General features: G+C 33.7%; 24 protein-coding genes and 2 pseudogenes. 8 read left to right on the top strand and 18 right to left on the bottom strand.

What is annotated here, in order from left to right; genetic code table 11:
- Positions 1 to 15 precede the first annotated feature (15 nt).
- A complete protein-coding gene (gene gcvT, locus LMD38_RS05850; RefSeq protein ID WP_000631772.1) occupies positions 16 to 1116 on the bottom strand; it encodes a glycine cleavage system aminomethyltransferase GcvT in 1101 nt (366 codons plus the stop codon).
- A gap of 391 nt (positions 1117 to 1507) precedes the next feature.
- On the opposite strand from gcvT, the gene LMD38_RS05845 reads away from it, so the two are divergent.
- Together LMD38_RS05845 and LMD38_RS05840 are read left to right on the top strand one after the other, a co-directional pair.
- Complete coding sequence (locus LMD38_RS05845) at positions 1508 to 3190, top strand: DEAD/DEAH box helicase (RefSeq protein ID WP_001100019.1); 1683 nt, start codon at positions 1508 to 1510, stop codon at positions 3188 to 3190.
- Positions 3177 to 3971 (top strand): YqhG family protein, encoded by a 795-nt coding sequence (locus tag LMD38_RS05840; RefSeq protein WP_001183969.1) that lies wholly within the window; start codon positions 3177 to 3179, stop codon positions 3969 to 3971. Before LMD38_RS05845 ends, LMD38_RS05840 begins: the two co-directional genes overlap by 14 nt.
- Before the next feature lie 63 nt (positions 3972 to 4034).
- On the opposite strand, the pseudogene LMD38_RS28800 reads toward LMD38_RS05840, so the two are convergent.
- The 3 genes and pseudogenes from LMD38_RS28800 to LMD38_RS05825 all read right to left on the bottom strand — a co-directional run.
- Positions 4035 to 4249 (bottom strand): annotated as a pseudogene (locus tag LMD38_RS28800) (IS3 family transposase); the annotation flags it as partial.
- 462 nt (positions 4250 to 4711) lie between these two features.
- Positions 4712 to 5119 carry a hypothetical protein gene (locus tag LMD38_RS05830; protein WP_016718472.1) on the bottom strand — a complete coding sequence of 136 codons (408 nt, stop codon included), beginning with the start codon at positions 5117 to 5119 and terminating at the stop codon, positions 4712 to 4714.
- Between the two features lie 138 nt (positions 5120 to 5257).
- Positions 5258 to 5485 (bottom strand): hypothetical protein, encoded by a 228-nt coding sequence (locus LMD38_RS05825; RefSeq protein WP_000032699.1) that lies wholly within the window; start codon positions 5483 to 5485, stop codon positions 5258 to 5260.
- Between the two features lie 73 nt (positions 5486 to 5558).
- On the opposite strand from LMD38_RS05825, the pseudogene LMD38_RS05820 reads away from it, so the two are divergent.
- Together LMD38_RS05820 and LMD38_RS05815 are read left to right on the top strand one after the other, a co-directional pair.
- Positions 5559 to 5676 (top strand): annotated as a pseudogene (locus LMD38_RS05820) (GTP pyrophosphokinase).
- Positions 5677 to 5804: 128 nt separating this feature from the next.
- Positions 5805 to 6437 carry a VC0807 family protein gene (locus LMD38_RS05815; protein WP_001073109.1) on the top strand — a complete coding sequence of 211 codons (633 nt, stop codon included), beginning with the start codon at positions 5805 to 5807 and terminating at the stop codon, positions 6435 to 6437.
- A gap of 67 nt (positions 6438 to 6504) precedes the next feature.
- Here the strand turns inward: LMD38_RS05815 and LMD38_RS05810 are convergent, their stop codons facing one another.
- The 10 genes from LMD38_RS05810 to comGA all read right to left on the bottom strand — a co-directional run bounded on the left by LMD38_RS05810 (position 6505) and on the right by comGA (position 12119).
- The gene (locus LMD38_RS05810; RefSeq protein WP_000106079.1) at positions 6505 to 6705 is read right to left on the bottom strand and encodes a YqzE family protein; all 201 of its coding nucleotides are present in this window, start codon (positions 6703 to 6705) and stop codon (positions 6505 to 6507) included.
- Between the two features lie 38 nt (positions 6706 to 6743).
- Positions 6744 to 7241 (bottom strand): shikimate kinase AroK, encoded by a 498-nt coding sequence (aroK, locus tag LMD38_RS05805; RefSeq protein WP_000836625.1) that lies wholly within the window; start codon positions 7239 to 7241, stop codon positions 6744 to 6746.
- A 118-nt stretch (positions 7242 to 7359) separates the two neighbouring features.
- A complete protein-coding gene (locus LMD38_RS05800; protein ID WP_000183848.1) occupies positions 7360 to 8010 on the bottom strand; it encodes a 2OG-Fe(II) oxygenase in 651 nt (216 codons plus the stop codon).
- A gap of 175 nt (positions 8011 to 8185) precedes the next feature.
- Complete coding sequence (comGG, locus tag LMD38_RS05795) at positions 8186 to 8557, bottom strand: competence type IV pilus minor pilin ComGG (protein WP_062821301.1); 372 nt, start codon at positions 8555 to 8557, stop codon at positions 8186 to 8188.
- A complete protein-coding gene (gene comGF, locus LMD38_RS05790) occupies positions 8554 to 9024 on the bottom strand; it encodes a competence type IV pilus minor pilin ComGF (RefSeq protein ID WP_000923056.1) in 471 nt (156 codons plus the stop codon). The genes comGG and comGF overlap by 4 nt, the downstream gene beginning before the upstream one ends.
- The gene (comGE, locus tag LMD38_RS05785; protein ID WP_000829518.1) at positions 8994 to 9296 is read right to left on the bottom strand and encodes a competence type IV pilus minor pilin ComGE; all 303 of its coding nucleotides are present in this window, start codon (positions 9294 to 9296) and stop codon (positions 8994 to 8996) included. The genes comGF and comGE overlap by 31 nt, the downstream gene beginning before the upstream one ends.
- Positions 9289 to 9744, bottom strand: a complete 456-nt coding sequence (comGD, locus tag LMD38_RS05780) for a comG operon protein ComGD (RefSeq protein WP_000810388.1) — start codon at positions 9742 to 9744, stop codon at positions 9289 to 9291. The genes comGE and comGD overlap by 8 nt, the downstream gene beginning before the upstream one ends.
- Positions 9741 to 10040 carry a competence type IV pilus major pilin ComGC gene (comGC, locus tag LMD38_RS05775; protein ID WP_001178694.1) on the bottom strand — a complete coding sequence of 100 codons (300 nt, stop codon included), beginning with the start codon at positions 10038 to 10040 and terminating at the stop codon, positions 9741 to 9743. The genes comGD and comGC overlap by 4 nt, the downstream gene beginning before the upstream one ends.
- A gap of 11 nt (positions 10041 to 10051) precedes the next feature.
- Positions 10052 to 11083, bottom strand: coding sequence for a competence type IV pilus assembly protein ComGB (comGB, locus tag LMD38_RS05770; RefSeq protein WP_016718476.1), 1032 nt, complete (start codon positions 11081 to 11083; stop codon positions 10052 to 10054).
- Positions 11076 to 12119, bottom strand: coding sequence for a competence protein ComGA (comGA, locus tag LMD38_RS05765; protein WP_001013195.1), 1044 nt, complete (start codon positions 12117 to 12119; stop codon positions 11076 to 11078). Before comGA ends, comGB begins: the two co-directional genes overlap by 8 nt.
- 205 nt (positions 12120 to 12324) lie before the next feature.
- Here comGA and LMD38_RS05760 point away from each other — a divergent pair, with 205 nt between their 5' ends.
- The 3 genes from LMD38_RS05760 (at position 12325) to LMD38_RS05750 (ending at position 14890) form a co-directional block, all read left to right on the top strand.
- Positions 12325 to 13020, top strand: coding sequence for a helix-turn-helix transcriptional regulator (locus tag LMD38_RS05760; RefSeq protein ID WP_000434106.1), 696 nt, complete (start codon positions 12325 to 12327; stop codon positions 13018 to 13020).
- A gap of 125 nt (positions 13021 to 13145) precedes the next feature.
- Positions 13146 to 13388, top strand: coding sequence for a DUF2626 domain-containing protein (locus LMD38_RS05755; RefSeq protein WP_000440713.1), 243 nt, complete (start codon positions 13146 to 13148; stop codon positions 13386 to 13388).
- 107 nt (positions 13389 to 13495) lie between these two features.
- A complete protein-coding gene (locus tag LMD38_RS05750) occupies positions 13496 to 14890 on the top strand; it encodes an L-cystine transporter (RefSeq protein WP_001094339.1) in 1395 nt (464 codons plus the stop codon).
- A gap of 174 nt (positions 14891 to 15064) precedes the next feature.
- Here the strand turns inward: LMD38_RS05750 and LMD38_RS05745 are convergent, their stop codons facing one another.
- Positions 15065 to 15472, bottom strand: a complete 408-nt coding sequence (locus LMD38_RS05745; protein ID WP_062821281.1) for a hypothetical protein — start codon at positions 15470 to 15472, stop codon at positions 15065 to 15067.
- Between the two features lie 87 nt (positions 15473 to 15559).
- Positions 15560 to 15775 carry a DUF3912 family protein gene (locus LMD38_RS05740; RefSeq protein ID WP_001008330.1) on the bottom strand — a complete coding sequence of 72 codons (216 nt, stop codon included), beginning with the start codon at positions 15773 to 15775 and terminating at the stop codon, positions 15560 to 15562.
- A 253-nt stretch (positions 15776 to 16028) separates the two neighbouring features.
- Here LMD38_RS05740 and LMD38_RS05735 point away from each other — a divergent pair, with 253 nt between their 5' ends.
- A complete protein-coding gene (locus LMD38_RS05735; protein ID WP_061184067.1) occupies positions 16029 to 16340 on the top strand; it encodes a hypothetical protein in 312 nt (103 codons plus the stop codon).
- A 36-nt stretch (positions 16341 to 16376) separates the two neighbouring features.
- On the opposite strand, the gene LMD38_RS05730 is transcribed toward LMD38_RS05735, so the two are convergent.
- Together LMD38_RS05730 and LMD38_RS05725 are read right to left on the bottom strand one after the other, a co-directional pair.
- A complete protein-coding gene (locus LMD38_RS05730; RefSeq protein ID WP_061184068.1) occupies positions 16377 to 16865 on the bottom strand; it encodes a hypothetical protein in 489 nt (162 codons plus the stop codon).
- Positions 16866 to 16944: 79 nt separating this feature from the next.
- On the bottom strand, positions 16945 to 17319 hold the full coding sequence (locus tag LMD38_RS05725; RefSeq protein ID WP_001012337.1) for a nucleoside 2-deoxyribosyltransferase: 375 nt from the start codon (positions 17317 to 17319) through the stop codon (positions 16945 to 16947).
- Positions 17320 to 17342 lie beyond the last annotated feature (23 nt).

Genomic DNA, 17342 nt, shown 5'->3' with positions numbered 1-17342 from the left:
CTACCCCTCTCCCCGTTACTTTGAACGTTTATAAAATGGTGTTGGAACAACTACTGCTTTGACGCGTTTATTACGAATTTCAATTTCTACTTCTGTATCAACTGCTGCGTATTTTACATCAATTAGTGCTAAACCAATGCTTTTCTTTAACGTTGGAGATTGTGTACCACTCGTTACTTCCCCGATTTTTTCTTCTCCAATAAATACAGGGTAATGCGTACGAGGAATTCCACGTTCGATTACTTCGATGCCGACTAACTTACGAGGCGCACCGTTTTCTTTTTGCTCTTTTAAAGTCGCTTTCCCAAAGAAGTCTGCTTCTTTATTTGGTTTTACCGCAAAGCCAATTCCAGCTTCAACCGGTGTAATATCTTTTGATAATTCTTGACCGTAAAGTGGTAATGTTGCTTCGAAACGAAGTGTATCACGAGCACCTAAACCACATGGTTTTAAGCCCTCTTCTGCTCCAACTTCAAGAAGTTTCTCCCAAAGTTTTGCAGCATCTTCACTCTTACAGTAAATTTCAAATCCATCTTCACCTGTATAACCTGTACGAGATACAAGTGCTGGAATTCCATCTACAAGAATATCGTTTTTAAATTTAAAGAACTTAATTTCTTTCAAATCTTCTGACACAACTTTTTGTAAAATGCCTTCTGCTTTTGGTCCTTGAATTGCAAGCTGTGCAACTTCACTAGAAACATTGACTACTGTCGCATCGCCAATTACATGGCTAGCTAACCATTCGTAATCTTTCTCGATATTTGATGCGTTGATAACTAATAAATAGTCTTCTTCACCACGTTTGTAGATTAATAAATCATCTACTGTACCACCATTTTCGTAGCACATAGCTGTATATTGTGCGCCCCCTACCTTTAAGGTAGATACGTCATTTGTAACAACACGTTGTAAAAATGCTAAACTATCTACACCTTTTACCTCAACTTCTCCCATATGAGACACATCGAACAAACCTGCCGCTGTACGTACAGCTTCATGTTCTTCTTTAATGCTTGAAAATTGAACTGGTAACTCCCAACCACCGAAGTCGATTGTTTTCCCACCATACTTCGCGTATACATCAAATAACGGTGTACGTTGTAATGTAATCATGCTCTCTCCCCCTTATGCTCTGACAAATCAATAAAAGTTGTTTCCCTTATCTAAACATTTTCACTCTGAAAAGATAGGATATACGGAATCTCATTATATTTTTTTATGAAAGCGTAAATAAAAAATCACTTTCTTGGATAAAATACGAAAGATTCCACACATTTCACACCATTATCCTAACATTATTCGCTATATTTCATCAATATTCTAGCATAAAAAATAATTTAGAATTTTTTACGCTTAATCTTATTACATACAGTTTTTAAGATTTAGTCCTTTATCTTTACTTATTGTTTACCTTTCAGTAAGTGTAATAGCGCCTTTTTACAAGGCTTATATATTAAAGATTTTTTCATAATTACTTTAGTTTATAAAAGGTGGGAGAGTCGTAATGAATGTCGATATTTCCATAGATCGAACGTGGCAAAACAATTTTTTAAATAGAATTGATGAAGATGGTCCTTGGACAAACTGGGATTTATATCATTTAGCTTATGAAACAGAAAAATCATTACTTGTTCCTACTTTTGATGGATTACAAGCACCGAAACATTTATCCCATTTCACACCACTTCCTCATCAATTAGAAGTTGCTCAAAATGTTATTGAACAAATGAATGGTAAAGCGATTCTAGCAGATGAAGTAGGACTTGGAAAAACGATTGAAGCTGGACTTATTTTAAAAGAATATATGGTCCGCGGCCTTGTGAAAAAAGTACTTATACTCGTTCCAGCCTCTCTCGTATCACAATGGGCATACGAATTAAATACAAAGTTTTTTATTCCAGCTGTAGCTCAAAAGAAAAGCTACTCGTGGGAACAAGCCGATGTGATTGTATCATCAATTGATACTGCAAAACGTTCACCACATCGTGATATCGTTTTGAACTTAGAATATGACCTTATTATTATCGATGAAGCACATAAACTGAAAAATAATAAAACAAAAAACTATGAATTTGCACAGCGATTAAAAAAGAAATTTTGTTTATTATTAACCGCTACTCCTGTCCAAAATAAGATTGATGAAATTTTCAACCTCGTTTCTTTATTAAAACCAGGACACTTAGGCAATCAATCCAATTTTGAAGAATATTATGCTTCAAAAAATCGTTCAGCCGAATCTGATGAAGATTTAAAAGCTCTTATTAACAAAGTAATGGTCCGAAATCGGCGTCATAATACCGGGATTGATTGGCCAAAGAGACATGTACGTACAATTTTTGTTGAGTTTAATGAAGAAGAGCAAGCTCTATATAATGATATCGAAAATTGGCGAGGACAAGACGCCTTCACATCTGCTTTCTCATCATTAACTTTAAAACGGGAAGCGTGTAGTAGTCGCGAGGCCGTTTACTATTCATTAAAAAAACATGTAGAAAAACGACAGAAGGAAAATGAGAATTACGTAAAAGATCCGCATATTGATGTGCTAATGGACAAAATTAACCGTATTCCTTTTAACTCAAAAGCAAATAAAGCGCTAGAGCTTATAAAAGAAATTGACGATAAAGTCGTCATTTTCACAGAATACCGAGCGTCACAAATGTACTTACAATGGTTTTTACAACAGCACGGTATTTCTTCTGTCCCATTCCGCGGCGGATTTAAACGGGGAAAGAAAGATTGGATGAAGGAACTTTTCCAAAATCATGCGCAAGTGCTAATCGCAACGGAAGCTGGTGGTGAAGGAATTAACTTACAATTTTGTAGCCATATGATCAATTACGATTTACCATGGAACCCAATGCGCCTTGAACAAAGAATCGGACGTATTCACCGCCTTGGTCAAAAGAATGATGTTCATATTTATAACTTAGCTACAAAACACACTGTGGAAGAACATATTTTGAAACTGTTATATGAAAAAATTAATTTATTTGAGCGTGTGATCGGTGAACTTGATGAAATTTTAACGAGAATTAATATGAAAAACATCGACGCACACATTCAAGAAATATTTGCGCAATCAAAAAGCGAAGGAGAAATCCGAATTAAGATGGAAAACTTAACATCTATTATCGACTTTGCGAAACGAAATGAAGCTGAGGTGCAAGGCTATGCAGCAACATGAAATTCATAATTACTTATACAATTTTTTTGAGGCGAATAACTGTGAAATTTTAGAACGTTCTCCTCATTTATTAGATGTGCAGTTAACAATTGAAATGGATAAATTATTAATGAATCGCCCTTTTTATTGGCACTATCTTGAAAAAACAGGGGGCGTACCGAATCCGATGCGCCTTACTCTTATTACAAATCCAGAAAATGAAGAAAACGATGGCGAGCTTATCCACTACGGTTCCCCACGCCTGCATCAAATTTTTCAAACGACAAAAGAATTAGGTTCTTACATACGTTTATATGAAGAAGTACGGCATAGCGGAGCAACGCATACACCGCTCCATCCGTGGCTCGGTGTAAATATAAAAGTTTCCTATCAATGTGATCGAAAAAAAGATATTCTTCATTCGATTGGCATTCATCTTATTTCTGGCACAATGATTGCAAACTTTCATGAAACATTAACTAAAATTAAACTTACACCGAAAATACCTGACTTTTGTTTTACGCTCTCGCCTATTATTAAACCGCAAAGTGGTTTACAACGCATAGAGGATGCTTTAAAAAATATTATTGCAGAAGATGACCATACGTGGGCGAAAGAAGCAAGAGTGCGCTGGAATCACGATTTGGACCTTTTAAATCGTTTTTATGAAGAAAGTGATGAACTTCCTGAAAGCTATGAAATTGAAAAACAAGCACTGCAAGAACAATATGAACCCCGCATTACAGTACAAATTATTAACGGTGGACTCTTTTATGTTACCGCGAATCATTTTCTAACTTAAAAAGCCCCTTCATTTTTGAAGTGGCCCCCGAAAACGGAACATATATCAAAATACCTAAACCATCTATTCCCTAAATTCTTTAGAGGATAGGTGGTTTAATTTTTCTTTAATTCGCACACAATTGTAGTAATAAATTTATTCTAGCACACTCTTTCGCACAGTTATATTGGATACTTTTATTATCTCTTGCGAGTAGAAACTTCACTTTTCAAATGACCAAAGAAGCTTTACATGACGGCATTATCATGACAATTTCCTCTCCGGGACATGCTGGTGATAATGTCGTTTTCTTTGGTATACGCTTGAAATTTTTTCGCTGTATAAATATCAAGTGAAGAAGGATATCTTTTACTTTTCGGCCTCTCATTGCTTATTTTAATGTCTTCATCACTAATATCGGTGTTTATGATTCGCTGATGACATAACTAATGATTTCATGATTAAAGGCATCCATGATTGTTCATAAATACAAGGTACGCTCTCCGAGTTAAGAAATTTGAAGAAATAACTAAAAATAAAATAACAATATATATTTCTCATAGGATGGCTTCAACAAAAATTGCAGACCGAATTATAGTTTTTAAACAAGCAGAGATCATTGAAACAAGTATCCGTGATGAACTCATGATCTTAGAAAAGGAATATTATCGATTATATACAATGCAGTCTGATTAGTATAATTCAAAGAAAAATGAAAAATCATTGGTGTAGAAACATTCCTACATCAATGATTTTTCGGTTTAACCAGATGAGTTTCTTTTAAATTCTTTATATTTAAAATGTATATCATCCTTAACAAAGTCATCTACATGTCCTTTTATTCCTTTGTATGTACGTGTATTAAGTTTTCCAGTTTTCCATTGTTGGTGTAATTGCTTTAATACTTCCTTTTTCAAAAAAACAATCAATTCTTTTTCATGAATCCCTTGTTCTACGGCAATTTCACCTAATGACTTGCCATTCTGTATAGACTTACTATATTCTTCTTTAGGGATATTTAGGAACTTATATAATTTTTTATAATTATGTTTATAGCGAAAAGTACTATTATCCTCATGTGAGGTCATGTTACTTTTAGCCTCTACAAATACTACGGAAGAAAAGTTCAAACCTAAAAATGCCAAAATTATAATAAAACTTCTTAACATTATATTACCCCTTCCTATTTTTTAGTTCCGCTTATCATTTGACAATTTTTAACAATTTATATCTTTCAAAATACACCCTTATTTTCAGCTAGAGACACCATCCTTATACAAAAAAATAAGAGTAGCCAATGGCTACTCTTACTCACTCACATATTTTTGAAACATATCATGGATGCCTTTATTTACTAGGTTCGAAATCTGCTCGTCAGATTTATTCGGATAACGATCACGCAATCTGATAGATGCCTTCACCATTAAATTTTCTAATACAGAACGGCCGCCTTCTCCATAAATAATTTCAGCATATTCAACAAGCCTTCCATCCTCTACTGTTGCTGGATTATGATTGAAGAAAAATTTACTCATTGCCTCCACCTCTCTCTTTTGATAACGTTTACATTTATATAAATTATTTATGTTATTTATTTCACAATATTGTATGCATGTATATTTAATTAGTTTCATTATAAAGCAACATATCGATAGTAAATATGTGATTTTCCGTCCATTTTGTGAACAAAACAAAAAATGAAAGCGTTTCCTTTATTATATACTAAAAAAACTTACTACGCTAGGGGTATTTTTTTCAATCTACTAATCATATACTTTTTCTTTTTCCACTAAACCTTATACAATTTTCAGAAATTATATTATAAAATATATGTATGACTTAAGGAGGCTGTATATGAATCAAAATAAAAAAGCTATATTAGATCTTGTCTTTTATCTCGTAATCCCATTCCTCATTTGGAAATTTGCAAAACCTTATATCGATCCTTATTACGCAATGTTACTTTCCTCTGTTCCGGGGATTATTTATACACTGTATACCTTTAAAAAAGAAAAACAGTTTAACGTAACAGGGTTCTTTATTTTAATTACACTCATTTCTAATACAACGGTAGATCTATTATCTGGATCAGCTGAACGAATGTTGTGGAACGATGCGTATTATCACATCGTACTCGGTATTATCGTTATATGTACAATTTTTATAAAAAAACCACTTATGTTATATTTCGCAGCAGATATTGCTGCACTGCAAGGCCATGACCGTGATAAAAGTCGTGAACTGTATCGTGATAGTCGTATCTATCCAGCATTGCAATATTTAACGCTCTTTTTCGGTCTACAATTCATATTAAAAAGCTTCTTAAAAATTTATTTCATCTCTGTTTTCGGTGTAGATGGCTACGGTGAAATGAGAGCAATTATGACCGCTGTTGGATGGGGCATTTCCATTTGTATCGGAATTGGATTTGTCTGGGTCAACAATAAAATACATGCCGTTACAGAAGAAAAAGAGTCTATGCAGTAAATGAAAATCCCCTAGTAGTATGATGCTACTAGGGGATTTTCATTTTGCTACACATATTACGAAATCTTTAACTTGATTTTTTTCTTTTATTTTTTACGTTTTGATAAAACAAAGCAGCACTTAGCGGCATAACACCAAACCACTTATTCATAAATGGCTCTTTTTCAGCACGGCGTTGTTCTTTCTTTTGTTTACGATCTTCTTTTGGAGCATCCATATACGACACAAACTGCTGTGTCACAAAGCGAACATAATCATTAGTAGACATATTATCATCACCTCTACTTGATTAGTATGTCCACTTTTTTATTCATTAATCTTTTCTTTTAATTCATCCATAATTTGCTTTACAGACTTATTCGTCGTATCAATATGGATATGGGCCTCTTCATAATAAGCTCGGCGCAATTCGAATTTCATTACAAATGCATCTATATCTTTCTTCTGAAATAGTGGCCGTGTCGTATCTTCACGAAGCCTTTCTGCAATTACATGTGGATCACAATATAAATACACGACAGTTCCATTTTCCTTCATCCACTTTCGGTTTTCCTCTCGCTCAATGATTCCGCCGCCAGTTGTAATGATTACATTTTCAACAGGTAGTGAACGTAACATCTCACTTTCATATTCCCGAAAAGCCATTTCACCTTCTTCGGCAAAAATATCACGAATCTCCTTCTCTTGCTTCTCTTCAATTTTTTGATCTGTATCTATAACATCCATATGAAGTTCTTTACTTAATGCTTTTCCAATTGTTGTTTTCCCAGCTCCCATATAGCCGGTTATGTATATAGATTTCATTTTCGTTCCTCTCAATCGTCATGTATTACTTGTTATTATAACGAAAGATGCTACTTTATTTAATAAAAAACGTTTTGTTCTTCTTATACACTGAAGAACAAAACGTAACATACTCGCCTTATCTATAAGTACCTCTTCTCACCCACTGCGTTGCAATCCATTTCTCGCCTTTCGTTACAGGTGCCCCTCCGTGTAACGTAAGCTCATTTAGTGATTGATCTTGATAGAAATACTCAAAGTATACTGCCATTCCCTTTCTAGGATGCACAGAAAGATTTAATTTCGGAAAGAAAGTTTCTCCGCCTTCTTCTACATCATTTAAGTACATGACAAGCGTACTAATACGATTGTTAGCAGCTGATCTACTATGTTCCGCAAAATAATCATAGTGTGCTTTATATTGTTGATCCACTTCATAATTTAAAATGTGCAATCCTTCTCCATGCGAAACAGGAACATTCATGATAGATGAAATTCGTTTTTCAATCTTCGCAGTAAGTTCATTATCATCTAAAAATGCACCACTACTCGTTCGAATATCATTTACATCACGTGATGAACCAACTTTAGAACGTGCTAATTTATTTTTAGACAATTCAATTAATTTATCGCACTCTTCATCACTTAATACATTTCCTAACACGACAATAAGAGGTTCTTCGAATTTTGAAATAATTTGTATTTCCCTATCTTCTGTCATAATTGCATTTCCTTTATGATCAAAAATAGTTTGTTCCTTATTTTCACCTATTTGATTGTTGTTTGTCATTTCCCTATTCTCCCTAAAAATAATGATTGGATAGCATGAATATATCATATTCTTTCTACCTTTCTCTTTTTTGAGAAAATTTAAACTTTTAATTGTTTTATTTATCCATTTCCTTTTAAAAAACAGCCTATTTTCAAATGAGAAATCATGGTTTTTTATCCATATATTTTACATACTATCCTTCTATCCAATCAAATATTTTCTCATCCTTTTTTCTATACCGAAAGCTTACTTTATAGAAAATTTCTTGTTTGATTTTGCACTGCAATGAAACGAGAATAACGTCGTTTTCAAATACGTAATCTCCACTCGCTTCACCCTTTTCATATGAAAAGAAAAAAGTACCTTCCTTTTCTTTTTGCTGTAAGTCTTTTTTTATATTTGTAATAGATCGATTTAGTATTTCCTCCAGTACAAACTTTTGCTCTATTTCAATATAAAATTTTTTATCTATAAGCAACATATTCGTTTCGTATATAAAGAACGAAGTTAATAATACAAGAAAAATAATTGTTCCTGGCATCGTAAACCCATCTTGTTTTCTCATGTATTTATTTCCATTTCACTATACCTAATAGCTACACCTTCATATATTTTCCCACTCCTATCTTTCACATTGATAAAGAGCAAATGAGGTGTTACTTCATACGAAACCATTTCAACATTTTGTAATATAACTTCTCTTCCGCGCATGTTCACTTTTCTTATAAGGTGATTATTCAATTTTTCATACGTCACTTCATCTCCAGTGCGAAGACGGAAGCGCAACATACTCTCTCTATTTTCAGGAACTATTTTTTCCACAAATGATACTTCACGAAACTCTAACTGTACTTGTCCTACAAACACATCCCATTCCCAATTATTTAACCCTTTTGATTGCTTGTTTTCTATTCCAATAAAGTTTAAACGTGGTAAGAGTAAAAAGAACAGTGATAACAGAAAAAAACATACGATCATTTCTATTAATGTAAATCCAACTTCTAATTCATTTTTTCTCCCGCATAAAAGCATTGTTCCATCATTTTTCCTTTCACATCTTTCCACATCGCACAAACTTCATTTCCTCCCCAATATGTGTAATATACATTTCCGTTTATGACTTTTTCTTTCTGTTGTTTTGCCTCATTCTCATACATATATAAAGCTGCTTCTTTTTTTAATAATACAAATGCCTTATAACGAATTTGTATGTTTTTTCGTTCTTGCATAATCAATACTGTTTGCGGAAGTAGTAAAGATACCATCATCATTACTATACTTAATGCTACAAGCATTTCAGCCATCACTGACCCTTTTTGACATTTCACGATACGTAAATCTCCCTCTTCCAAGCTGGAATACAATCTCATATTTATAACTTCGATACGAAAGTAAAATCGTGCCACCTCTATTAATATTTCCACTCGGATTATATGTCATCGGATTTGGAAAAGTATTCAAATCCAATTGTATATCGCTATCATATTCTCTTTTAATGATAGAAAGATCCGTACTCGATTCCCCTATATAATACATATGTCTATCTTTATGCCATCGTAATGTATAGTGTTTTTGACGGTTTATCGCTAATTGTTGCATATACAAAATATCATTTGAAAACTGTCTTAAAAATTGTTCAATTTTTTGTTTTTCATATAATGAATGTACATGAAAATACGTGACCATACTTAATACAGAAATGGCAAATAAAACGAGTAGCATTTCTAAAAGTGTAAAACCTTTTTGCTTCACAGTTTCCCACTTGTTACCGTGCCATCATTGGAAATATGAATAGCTTCACCATTCGGACACTCATCCTTTGTAATATATTTCCCATCAATTAGCTCTTTTAGCGAGGGAATTTTATTATGTTGTAGTTGATATACTTGTATTTGCGCTTCTATAGATTTCACATAGGCTTTACATCCTTTTCCTTCGACGGATGAGCGCTGCGTAACTACATTCGGAATAATTAATAGTAATAATACAGTGATGACGACCATAACTAATAACATTTCTAAAAGGGTAAACCCTTCCTCATTCTGCATGTAAATGCCTCCTATATAGAATTCATCATTTGAAACATTGGCATAATCATCGCTAAATACATAAGAACAACTATTGCTCCAATACACGTAAATAAAATCGGTTGAATAATCACTAACATACGTTTAATTTTTTGCTCAATCTTTTCCATAATTAGATCACTATAGTCACCTAATTCAATCGCCAAATTACCGTTTGCTTGTCCATGTGTAATAATATAAGAAAGTTCTTCCTCATAATATCCGCTTTTAGCAATAATAGATTGCAACGGTTCTCCCGCAATTAATTGGTGTTTAACTCGGCCCGCTTCATACTGAAAGAACGGCTGATACTTTTGCTCCATCATTATTGTTAGAGCCTCAAGTACTGATAGTCCTCCGTGTAATAAGCCGCTCAATTGAGTAGCGAAATAATGCGAATGCTTTAAAATAAGAAATGTTTTTACGAGGGGGATACGAAGTATAATTTTTACTCGCTTCATATGCGGGAGTTTCCGAAAGTACAATATATATACACTACAACCCACCATAACAATAAAAATAGTGCTAAAAATAAGATAGGGTAGTAGCTTAATTGTATTTAATATTTGTTCTGTGAATAACGGTGCTGTAGAACCAAATGAACTATATACCATGTCAACCTGTGGTAATAAAATGCGGTTAAAAATCAAAATCATGATTATTAAAAAGAACGCCAAAAACATAGGATACTGCATTATTTTCATCATATCTTTCCTATACTTATCCTTTTTATAAAGAAGTGCACTCCCTTGTTGCAACGCAAAAGAAATATCACCATGTTGCTCGGCATAAAATAAATAGCTTAACATCTCCTGATGAAACTTTAATTGATGAAAAGAATCGTGTAGACTTTTTCCATTTTTTAATCCATCAATCATGTGCTGCAATTGTACTTTCTTTTCTAAAGGTAATTGAAACCGTAAAAATTCTAATGCCTGCAAAAGAGAGTATCCTTTTTCTAATAGTTCTCCTAATCGTTTCAGTAATATTACTTGATCACTTAAACTCCATATTTTCTTAAACATAAACATCCTCTTCTAAAAATCCTAAAGCGTATCCTTTTCGCAGCGAAGACTCTAATGTCTCATGCTTGTACGTGACACATTCCCCGTTTGCTTCTTTAATCGCTTGTTTTAACTCATATCCATATAACAACTCATAAATACTCGCTTGCCTTACTTGCCTCATTGATTTACATACAGTTGAGCACTTTCTTTTGCAAAACGGACACTTCAATTCAACAAGTCGCTGTGCAGCTATAGCCAATAAAGATTGTTCAATCTCTTGCCTCGTTATACCAAAATCCATGAACCGAAGTATTGCTCCTTTCGCATCATTCGTATGCAGTGTCGTCATTACTAAATGGCCAGTCAAACTTGCTCTTATAGCGATTTTTGCTGTTTCTTCATCACGAATTTCACCCACTAAAATAACATCTGGATCATGACGCAAAATAGCCTTTAGTCCAGCCTCATATGTGATACCTGCTTTTTCATTTATTTGAATTTGTAATACATCGTCATTTCTTTTTTCAACTGGATCTTCCAGCGTAACGATGCGACGTGTTTTCTTTTTTCTAATTACTTCTAATAATGCATACATTGTTGTTGTCTTTCCTGAACCAGTCGGTCCCGTAAAGACGAGTAATCCATGGGAATAATGTAAAAAAGAAAGTAGTTTCTTCGCTGTACTTGGAAATAACGAAAGATGAGATAACGGCTGAATAGACGCTTGTAAATGAAGACGAATAACGAGACTTTCTTGATATACGGTTGGAAGCGTGGAAAGGCGTAAATACACTTCTTGTCCATCTATTTGTATATATAATGAACCGTTTTGTGGTTTCCGCCTCTCTCCTATATCCATGGATGCTAAAAATTTAAAGTGTGAAACAAGTTTTTCTCCAAATTCCTTTTCAATGTATTGTTTCGTCATTAAATCCTTTCCTATGCGCAGTTGAACCACTACATCCTTCTGCCGGGGCACAATATGTAAGTCCGACGCTTGTACCCTGCACGCTTCTTTTAAAATCATATTCGCAAAGCTTTCAATTCCATTCATCATTTTTCCCTCCCCACTATGTATATAGCATGAAGAAATCCATTTGAAAAATCGGTATTTTTGCATTTTCACTAGATGAAAAAGGAAAAATATGTTTGTGAAATTATGAACAATTTCCGAATTATTGTCTAAAATTACCTATACCCATGTTTATCTGTATTATAATGTTATTATCTTGGATAAAGTGATAAAGGTGGAGATCCTCATGGAACAAGCTTTAAAAATTACAGGTGTTTTAGCTGACCCAACTCGTTATTACATTTATAAATATATTTCTCAAAAACATAGTTACGTAACTGTACAAGAAATTGCAGATGAGTTTGACATTCATCCAAACGTAGCGCGTTTACATTTATCTAAATTAGAAGATGTTCATATGCTGAAATCTGAAACGAAGAAAACTGGAAAAGGCGGACGACCAAGCAGATTATATGTATTATCTGAAGATGTTATCCAATTACAATTCCCATTCCGTGACTATCAATTGTTAGCAAGAATCGCGTTTAATTCTTTACTTAGCCTTGGTGCTGCTGGTGAAAAAGCGCTCTACGAAACAGGGAAACAATTCGGGGCCGAATTAATGCAACAACATATGCAGCGTTTAAATGTGAGTGAAGATGCCTTAACAGTTGAACAAAAAATTCAAATTGCAAAAGAAGCCTTTTCGACAGCTGGCTTATCACCTGCATTTGAATTAAGTACAGATGGAACGAAAATTTTCTATGATGTACACAATTGTCCATTTAAAGAAGTTGCTGTCCATCACCCAACTGAAATTTGTAATATGCACGGAGATATGATGAAAGGGATTTTTGAAATCCTATTCCCTAACACGGAATTAACACGAAACGATAGTTTACTAGATGGATGTAAATCTTGTAATTATAAACTAACAATTTAATCTCTCATATAAAAAGAAGCCGATTATAATTGGCTTCTTTTTATATGAACGAATATTTACAATAGTAAGAAAAATAAACTATAATGAAGTGAGGTTTACTTTTTTTAGAAAAGGAGGGAGATGGCATGGAGCGCATGTTTCGCGTTCTCGGCTTTTGGACTGGAATTTTCTCGGTTATGTTTTACGTAGGAGATATGCATTCGACTGCACTACTATTTTTAGGACAAACAGGCTTCTTCGTACTTTTAAGCTATTTAAAATTAACAGAGCGTATGTATATATACGTATTCGGGGCATATTTAACTGTTTTCTTCATAGGATTTACATACTACACGACGTTTTTACTTGTGCCTGGCGCTGGACATTAAAAGATGGCATTTTGCCATCTTTTTTTTAATTCCGGAATTCCCCAGTTGACTTATAGGTTTTATTGACTTATATTCTATATAACAGATTGGAATTAGGGGGAATCAACATGAATACACTGCTTGTCGGAATTAACGTTGCAGTCATGCTCATTTTAGTTGGCGTATTATATTATATGCAACGTAAGCATGTATCTTTTAATAAACGCGTATTTACCGCTTTAGGAGTCGGAATTATCTTCGGTCTTATATTACAATTTATTTATGAGCCAACTTCTAAAGTAATTATTGAATCAAATACTTGGTTTGGCTTAATCGGTAACGGTTATGTGAAGTTACTTCAAATGATCGTTATGCCACTTATTTTAGTATCTATTATTTCAGCATTTACAAAATTACAGTTAACGAAAAACCTTGGTAAAATTAGTGGTCTTATTATCGGAATTTTAATTCTTACTACAGGAATTGCTGCAGCTGTCGGTATCGCTGCAAGTGCAGGATTTGATGTATCTGCAACTGGTCTGCAACAAGGTGATGCAGAATCTGCTCGTCTGAAGCTAGTTGAAGAAAGATTTACTTCTATTGAAAAAACAACAATTCCAGATAAATTATTAGAACTATTGCCTACAAATCCATTTCTTGATTTAACAGGCGCTCGTCCAACATCAACAATTTCTGTTGTAATATTTGCAGCCTTTATCGGCATCGCCTTTATAGGTGTAAAACGAAAATATCCAGAACAAGCAGAGCTATTTAAGAAAATGCTTGATGCTGTATATGCAATTGTAATGCGTATGGTAACATTAATTTTACGTCTTACTCCATACGGCGTATTAGCTCTTATGGCAAAAACAGTTGCTGGTAGCGACATAAATGCTATTTTAAAACTTGGTAACTTCGTGTTAGCGTCTTACGTAGCACTTATCGTAATGTTCGTTATCCACTTATTATTAATTGCTCTATCTGGTTTAAATCCAATTCAATATTTGAAAAAGGTGTTCCCTGTATTAACATTTGCATTCACATCTCGCTCTAGTGCTGGCGCAATGCCATTAAATATTGAAGCACAAAAAGAAAAGCTTGGTATTTCTGAAGGGATTGCAAACTTCGCAGCATCATTTGGAGTATCTATCGGACAAAACGGTTGCGCAGGTATTTATCCAGCGATGCTTGCAATGATGGTCGCTCCAACTGTAGGAATCGATCCATTACAACCACAATTTATTTTAACTTTAATCGCTGTCGTTGCGATTAGCTCATTCGGTGTTGCCGGTGTTGGTGGCGGTGCAACATTCGCAGCGTTAATCGTACTATCTACAATGAACTTACCAATCGGTATTGTCGCTCTTGTTATCTCAGTTGAACCATTAATCGATATGGGGCGTACAGCTCTTAACGTAAGTGGTTCTATGACAGCAGGTCTTATTTCTAGTAAATGGCTTGGTGAATTAGATCAAGATACGTACAATCAAGATGATACAAAAACTGGTGAAATTGCTTCATAATAAAAAGGACGCTAACAAAACTGTTAGCGTCCCTTTTTATTTCTTTTCATCTTCCTCTTTATCTTTTATACATAAGGCATAACATATTGTTTCAAACACTATGTATAGATATAAAGAAATCACACCGTTTTTCATTTTTTTAATAACTATTAATTATAAACTACAGACTAACTATTATTCCTCACCTGCAAACTGTAAAAATTCTTCCAACCGCTCCTTTAACTCCTCCTCTATCTCACAATAAGATTCATCAACAAGTTCACCACTTAACTCACTTCCCCAAAACCTTATTTGAAGTGGTACTCCTAAAAAATAACTACAACATTCCCAGATAGGAACTGTATAAAATTCAATCATCTTTCCTTCTTCATCTAATACAGCTATCGAAATGGATGAAGAATATCCTGTTTCAAAAGGATTTTCTTTATCTCTGATGAGTTCTATAAATAATTCCATGTTTTTTTCTATGTACAAATGTGAATAATCTTTAAAAAGTTTAAATGCTATTCTCTCTATTTCCTTCTCCATGCATTGAATGTTCTCTTTTAACTCCAATGTAAAATCTCGTTCTGTATACTTCATCTCAGTCTCCTTACACATAGAAAAAGAGAATACAATAACATATTCTCTTTCCTCACATATATTTCATTATCTCACAGCCCGTCCTTTTCACAAATAACCATTTTGTTCGCACCATTTATGAAATTGTCCTACGTCTACTCCAACTAACACGATATCCTTTAGCTCTACATCAATGATTTGTTCTCCAATTACAATAGCAAACTGCGATTCTAATTTTGTCTCGTTTTTCTTTACAATTCCAATTCGGTTCCGATGCGGTCCATCTTTTATATATGCTTTTTGTCCTACAATATCAAAGTTCAAGATCTTCACCTCTTTTACTGCGCTCAAATTGGAAATACGATCTCCACCTCGGAAAATTTCCTTTCATTGCACTATTTCTATATATATATGACGAAACAATAAAAGAGTCCTTCCTTCTTTACAATTATTTTTTCTTTGTTTCATTTTTGTGATTGAAACGTAAAGTTTATAATAAAATACACTTGGAAGCGCTTTCTATGTAATTTTTTATGTTATAATGTATAAGTAGAACTTCGTAAAGAGGGTTAAAAAAATGAATACAAAAATGATAAAAAAAGTAATTGAAGCATTAAAAGTATATGGCTTTCAGAATGTATCATTCTGTGACAAAACGAAGCAATTTTTATTTCATAACGAAACCGATATTATGAGCGGCTATGCAGAAATAACATATAGTAGTCAATTTGAAAAATTCAGCGTACAAATTCATCCTATTGAAACGCATCACCAAGCAGAGTTACAAGAGGTTGAAAGACATATACAGGCCTGTATAAGAAAAGTGGAATATTTAAACGCACTTCTTAGCGGACAAACAAAACTAGATGATAAAATTATTATAATGTAAAAAAAGAACGTGATTAGCCTCACGTTCTTTTTTACATTATACGTTCATCTTTTCCTTCAGTTGTAATCCCGTAATGGACTCTAATGCATCCATTGCTTCTCCAAATGTCATATCAAAAATTGTCTTGTCCTCTATGTATGGAAATTGTCTAAAACGCTTTTCTAACGTTTTCACGGCGTCTGACGTAAAGTTTGCACTATCAATGCTAAATTCTGTTTCAAGAAGAACGATCCAATCTAACACATGAAAACCTAATCCATTTACAAATGAAATAAGTTTTTCTTCTGGCTGTGAAGATAAAAATACGTGTCGTTCCATCTCACTAAAAAGTTCTTCTCCTAAAATATGCGCTAATTCATCATCATGTTCGCGATCAATGATTTCTTCATAACCATAATCATCAACAAGCTCTTCTACTTCTTCACTATCTGCAAAAAGTAATTGGTTAAGCTGCGCATCTTTCTTGAATTCACTATTTTGTACGACTTCTAAAAAACTCGTTTCCCATCCATTTTCTAATTTCATATTATGTACTCCTTTATATACATTTCTTATCATCACTGTACCCAAAAGATCACTTTTATAACCTTGTAGACAGTTACTATTATTTCACATGATTCATAACATAAGATGCAAATTCTGCTGCATCTCCTTCAAAAATATTTATTTCTGGCAAATGATAGAACGTTGTTTGGAGCAGATTTCCTTCATGATATACATATATATTTTTCTCTAGCGCAATCGCCATTCCAAACTCTGTGTGGCTGCCGTTTCCACCATCTAATATAAGTAAAAATACATCCGCTTCTTTAATAGCATTCTTTTCTGCCTGACCAATTTCTCTTAATTGTTCTTGATTCACTGCTCTTTCATTTCTTGTCCAATCATATGTATGGTGCCATCCTGCATGTTTCAGTTCATTTGCTATAGAACGTACAAGGTGTTTATTTTGGAATCCTGAGGCGATATAAAAATTCATTTATATACACTCCTTCATTATAT

This window comes from Bacillus pacificus (genome assembly GCF_020861345.1).
In the GTDB taxonomy this organism is placed as follows: Bacteria; Bacillota; Bacilli; order Bacillales; family Bacillaceae_G; genus Bacillus_A; species Bacillus_A pacificus.
The sequence above is the reverse complement of the archived record's forward strand: the minus strand, read 5'-3'. Positions and strand labels throughout refer to the sequence as shown.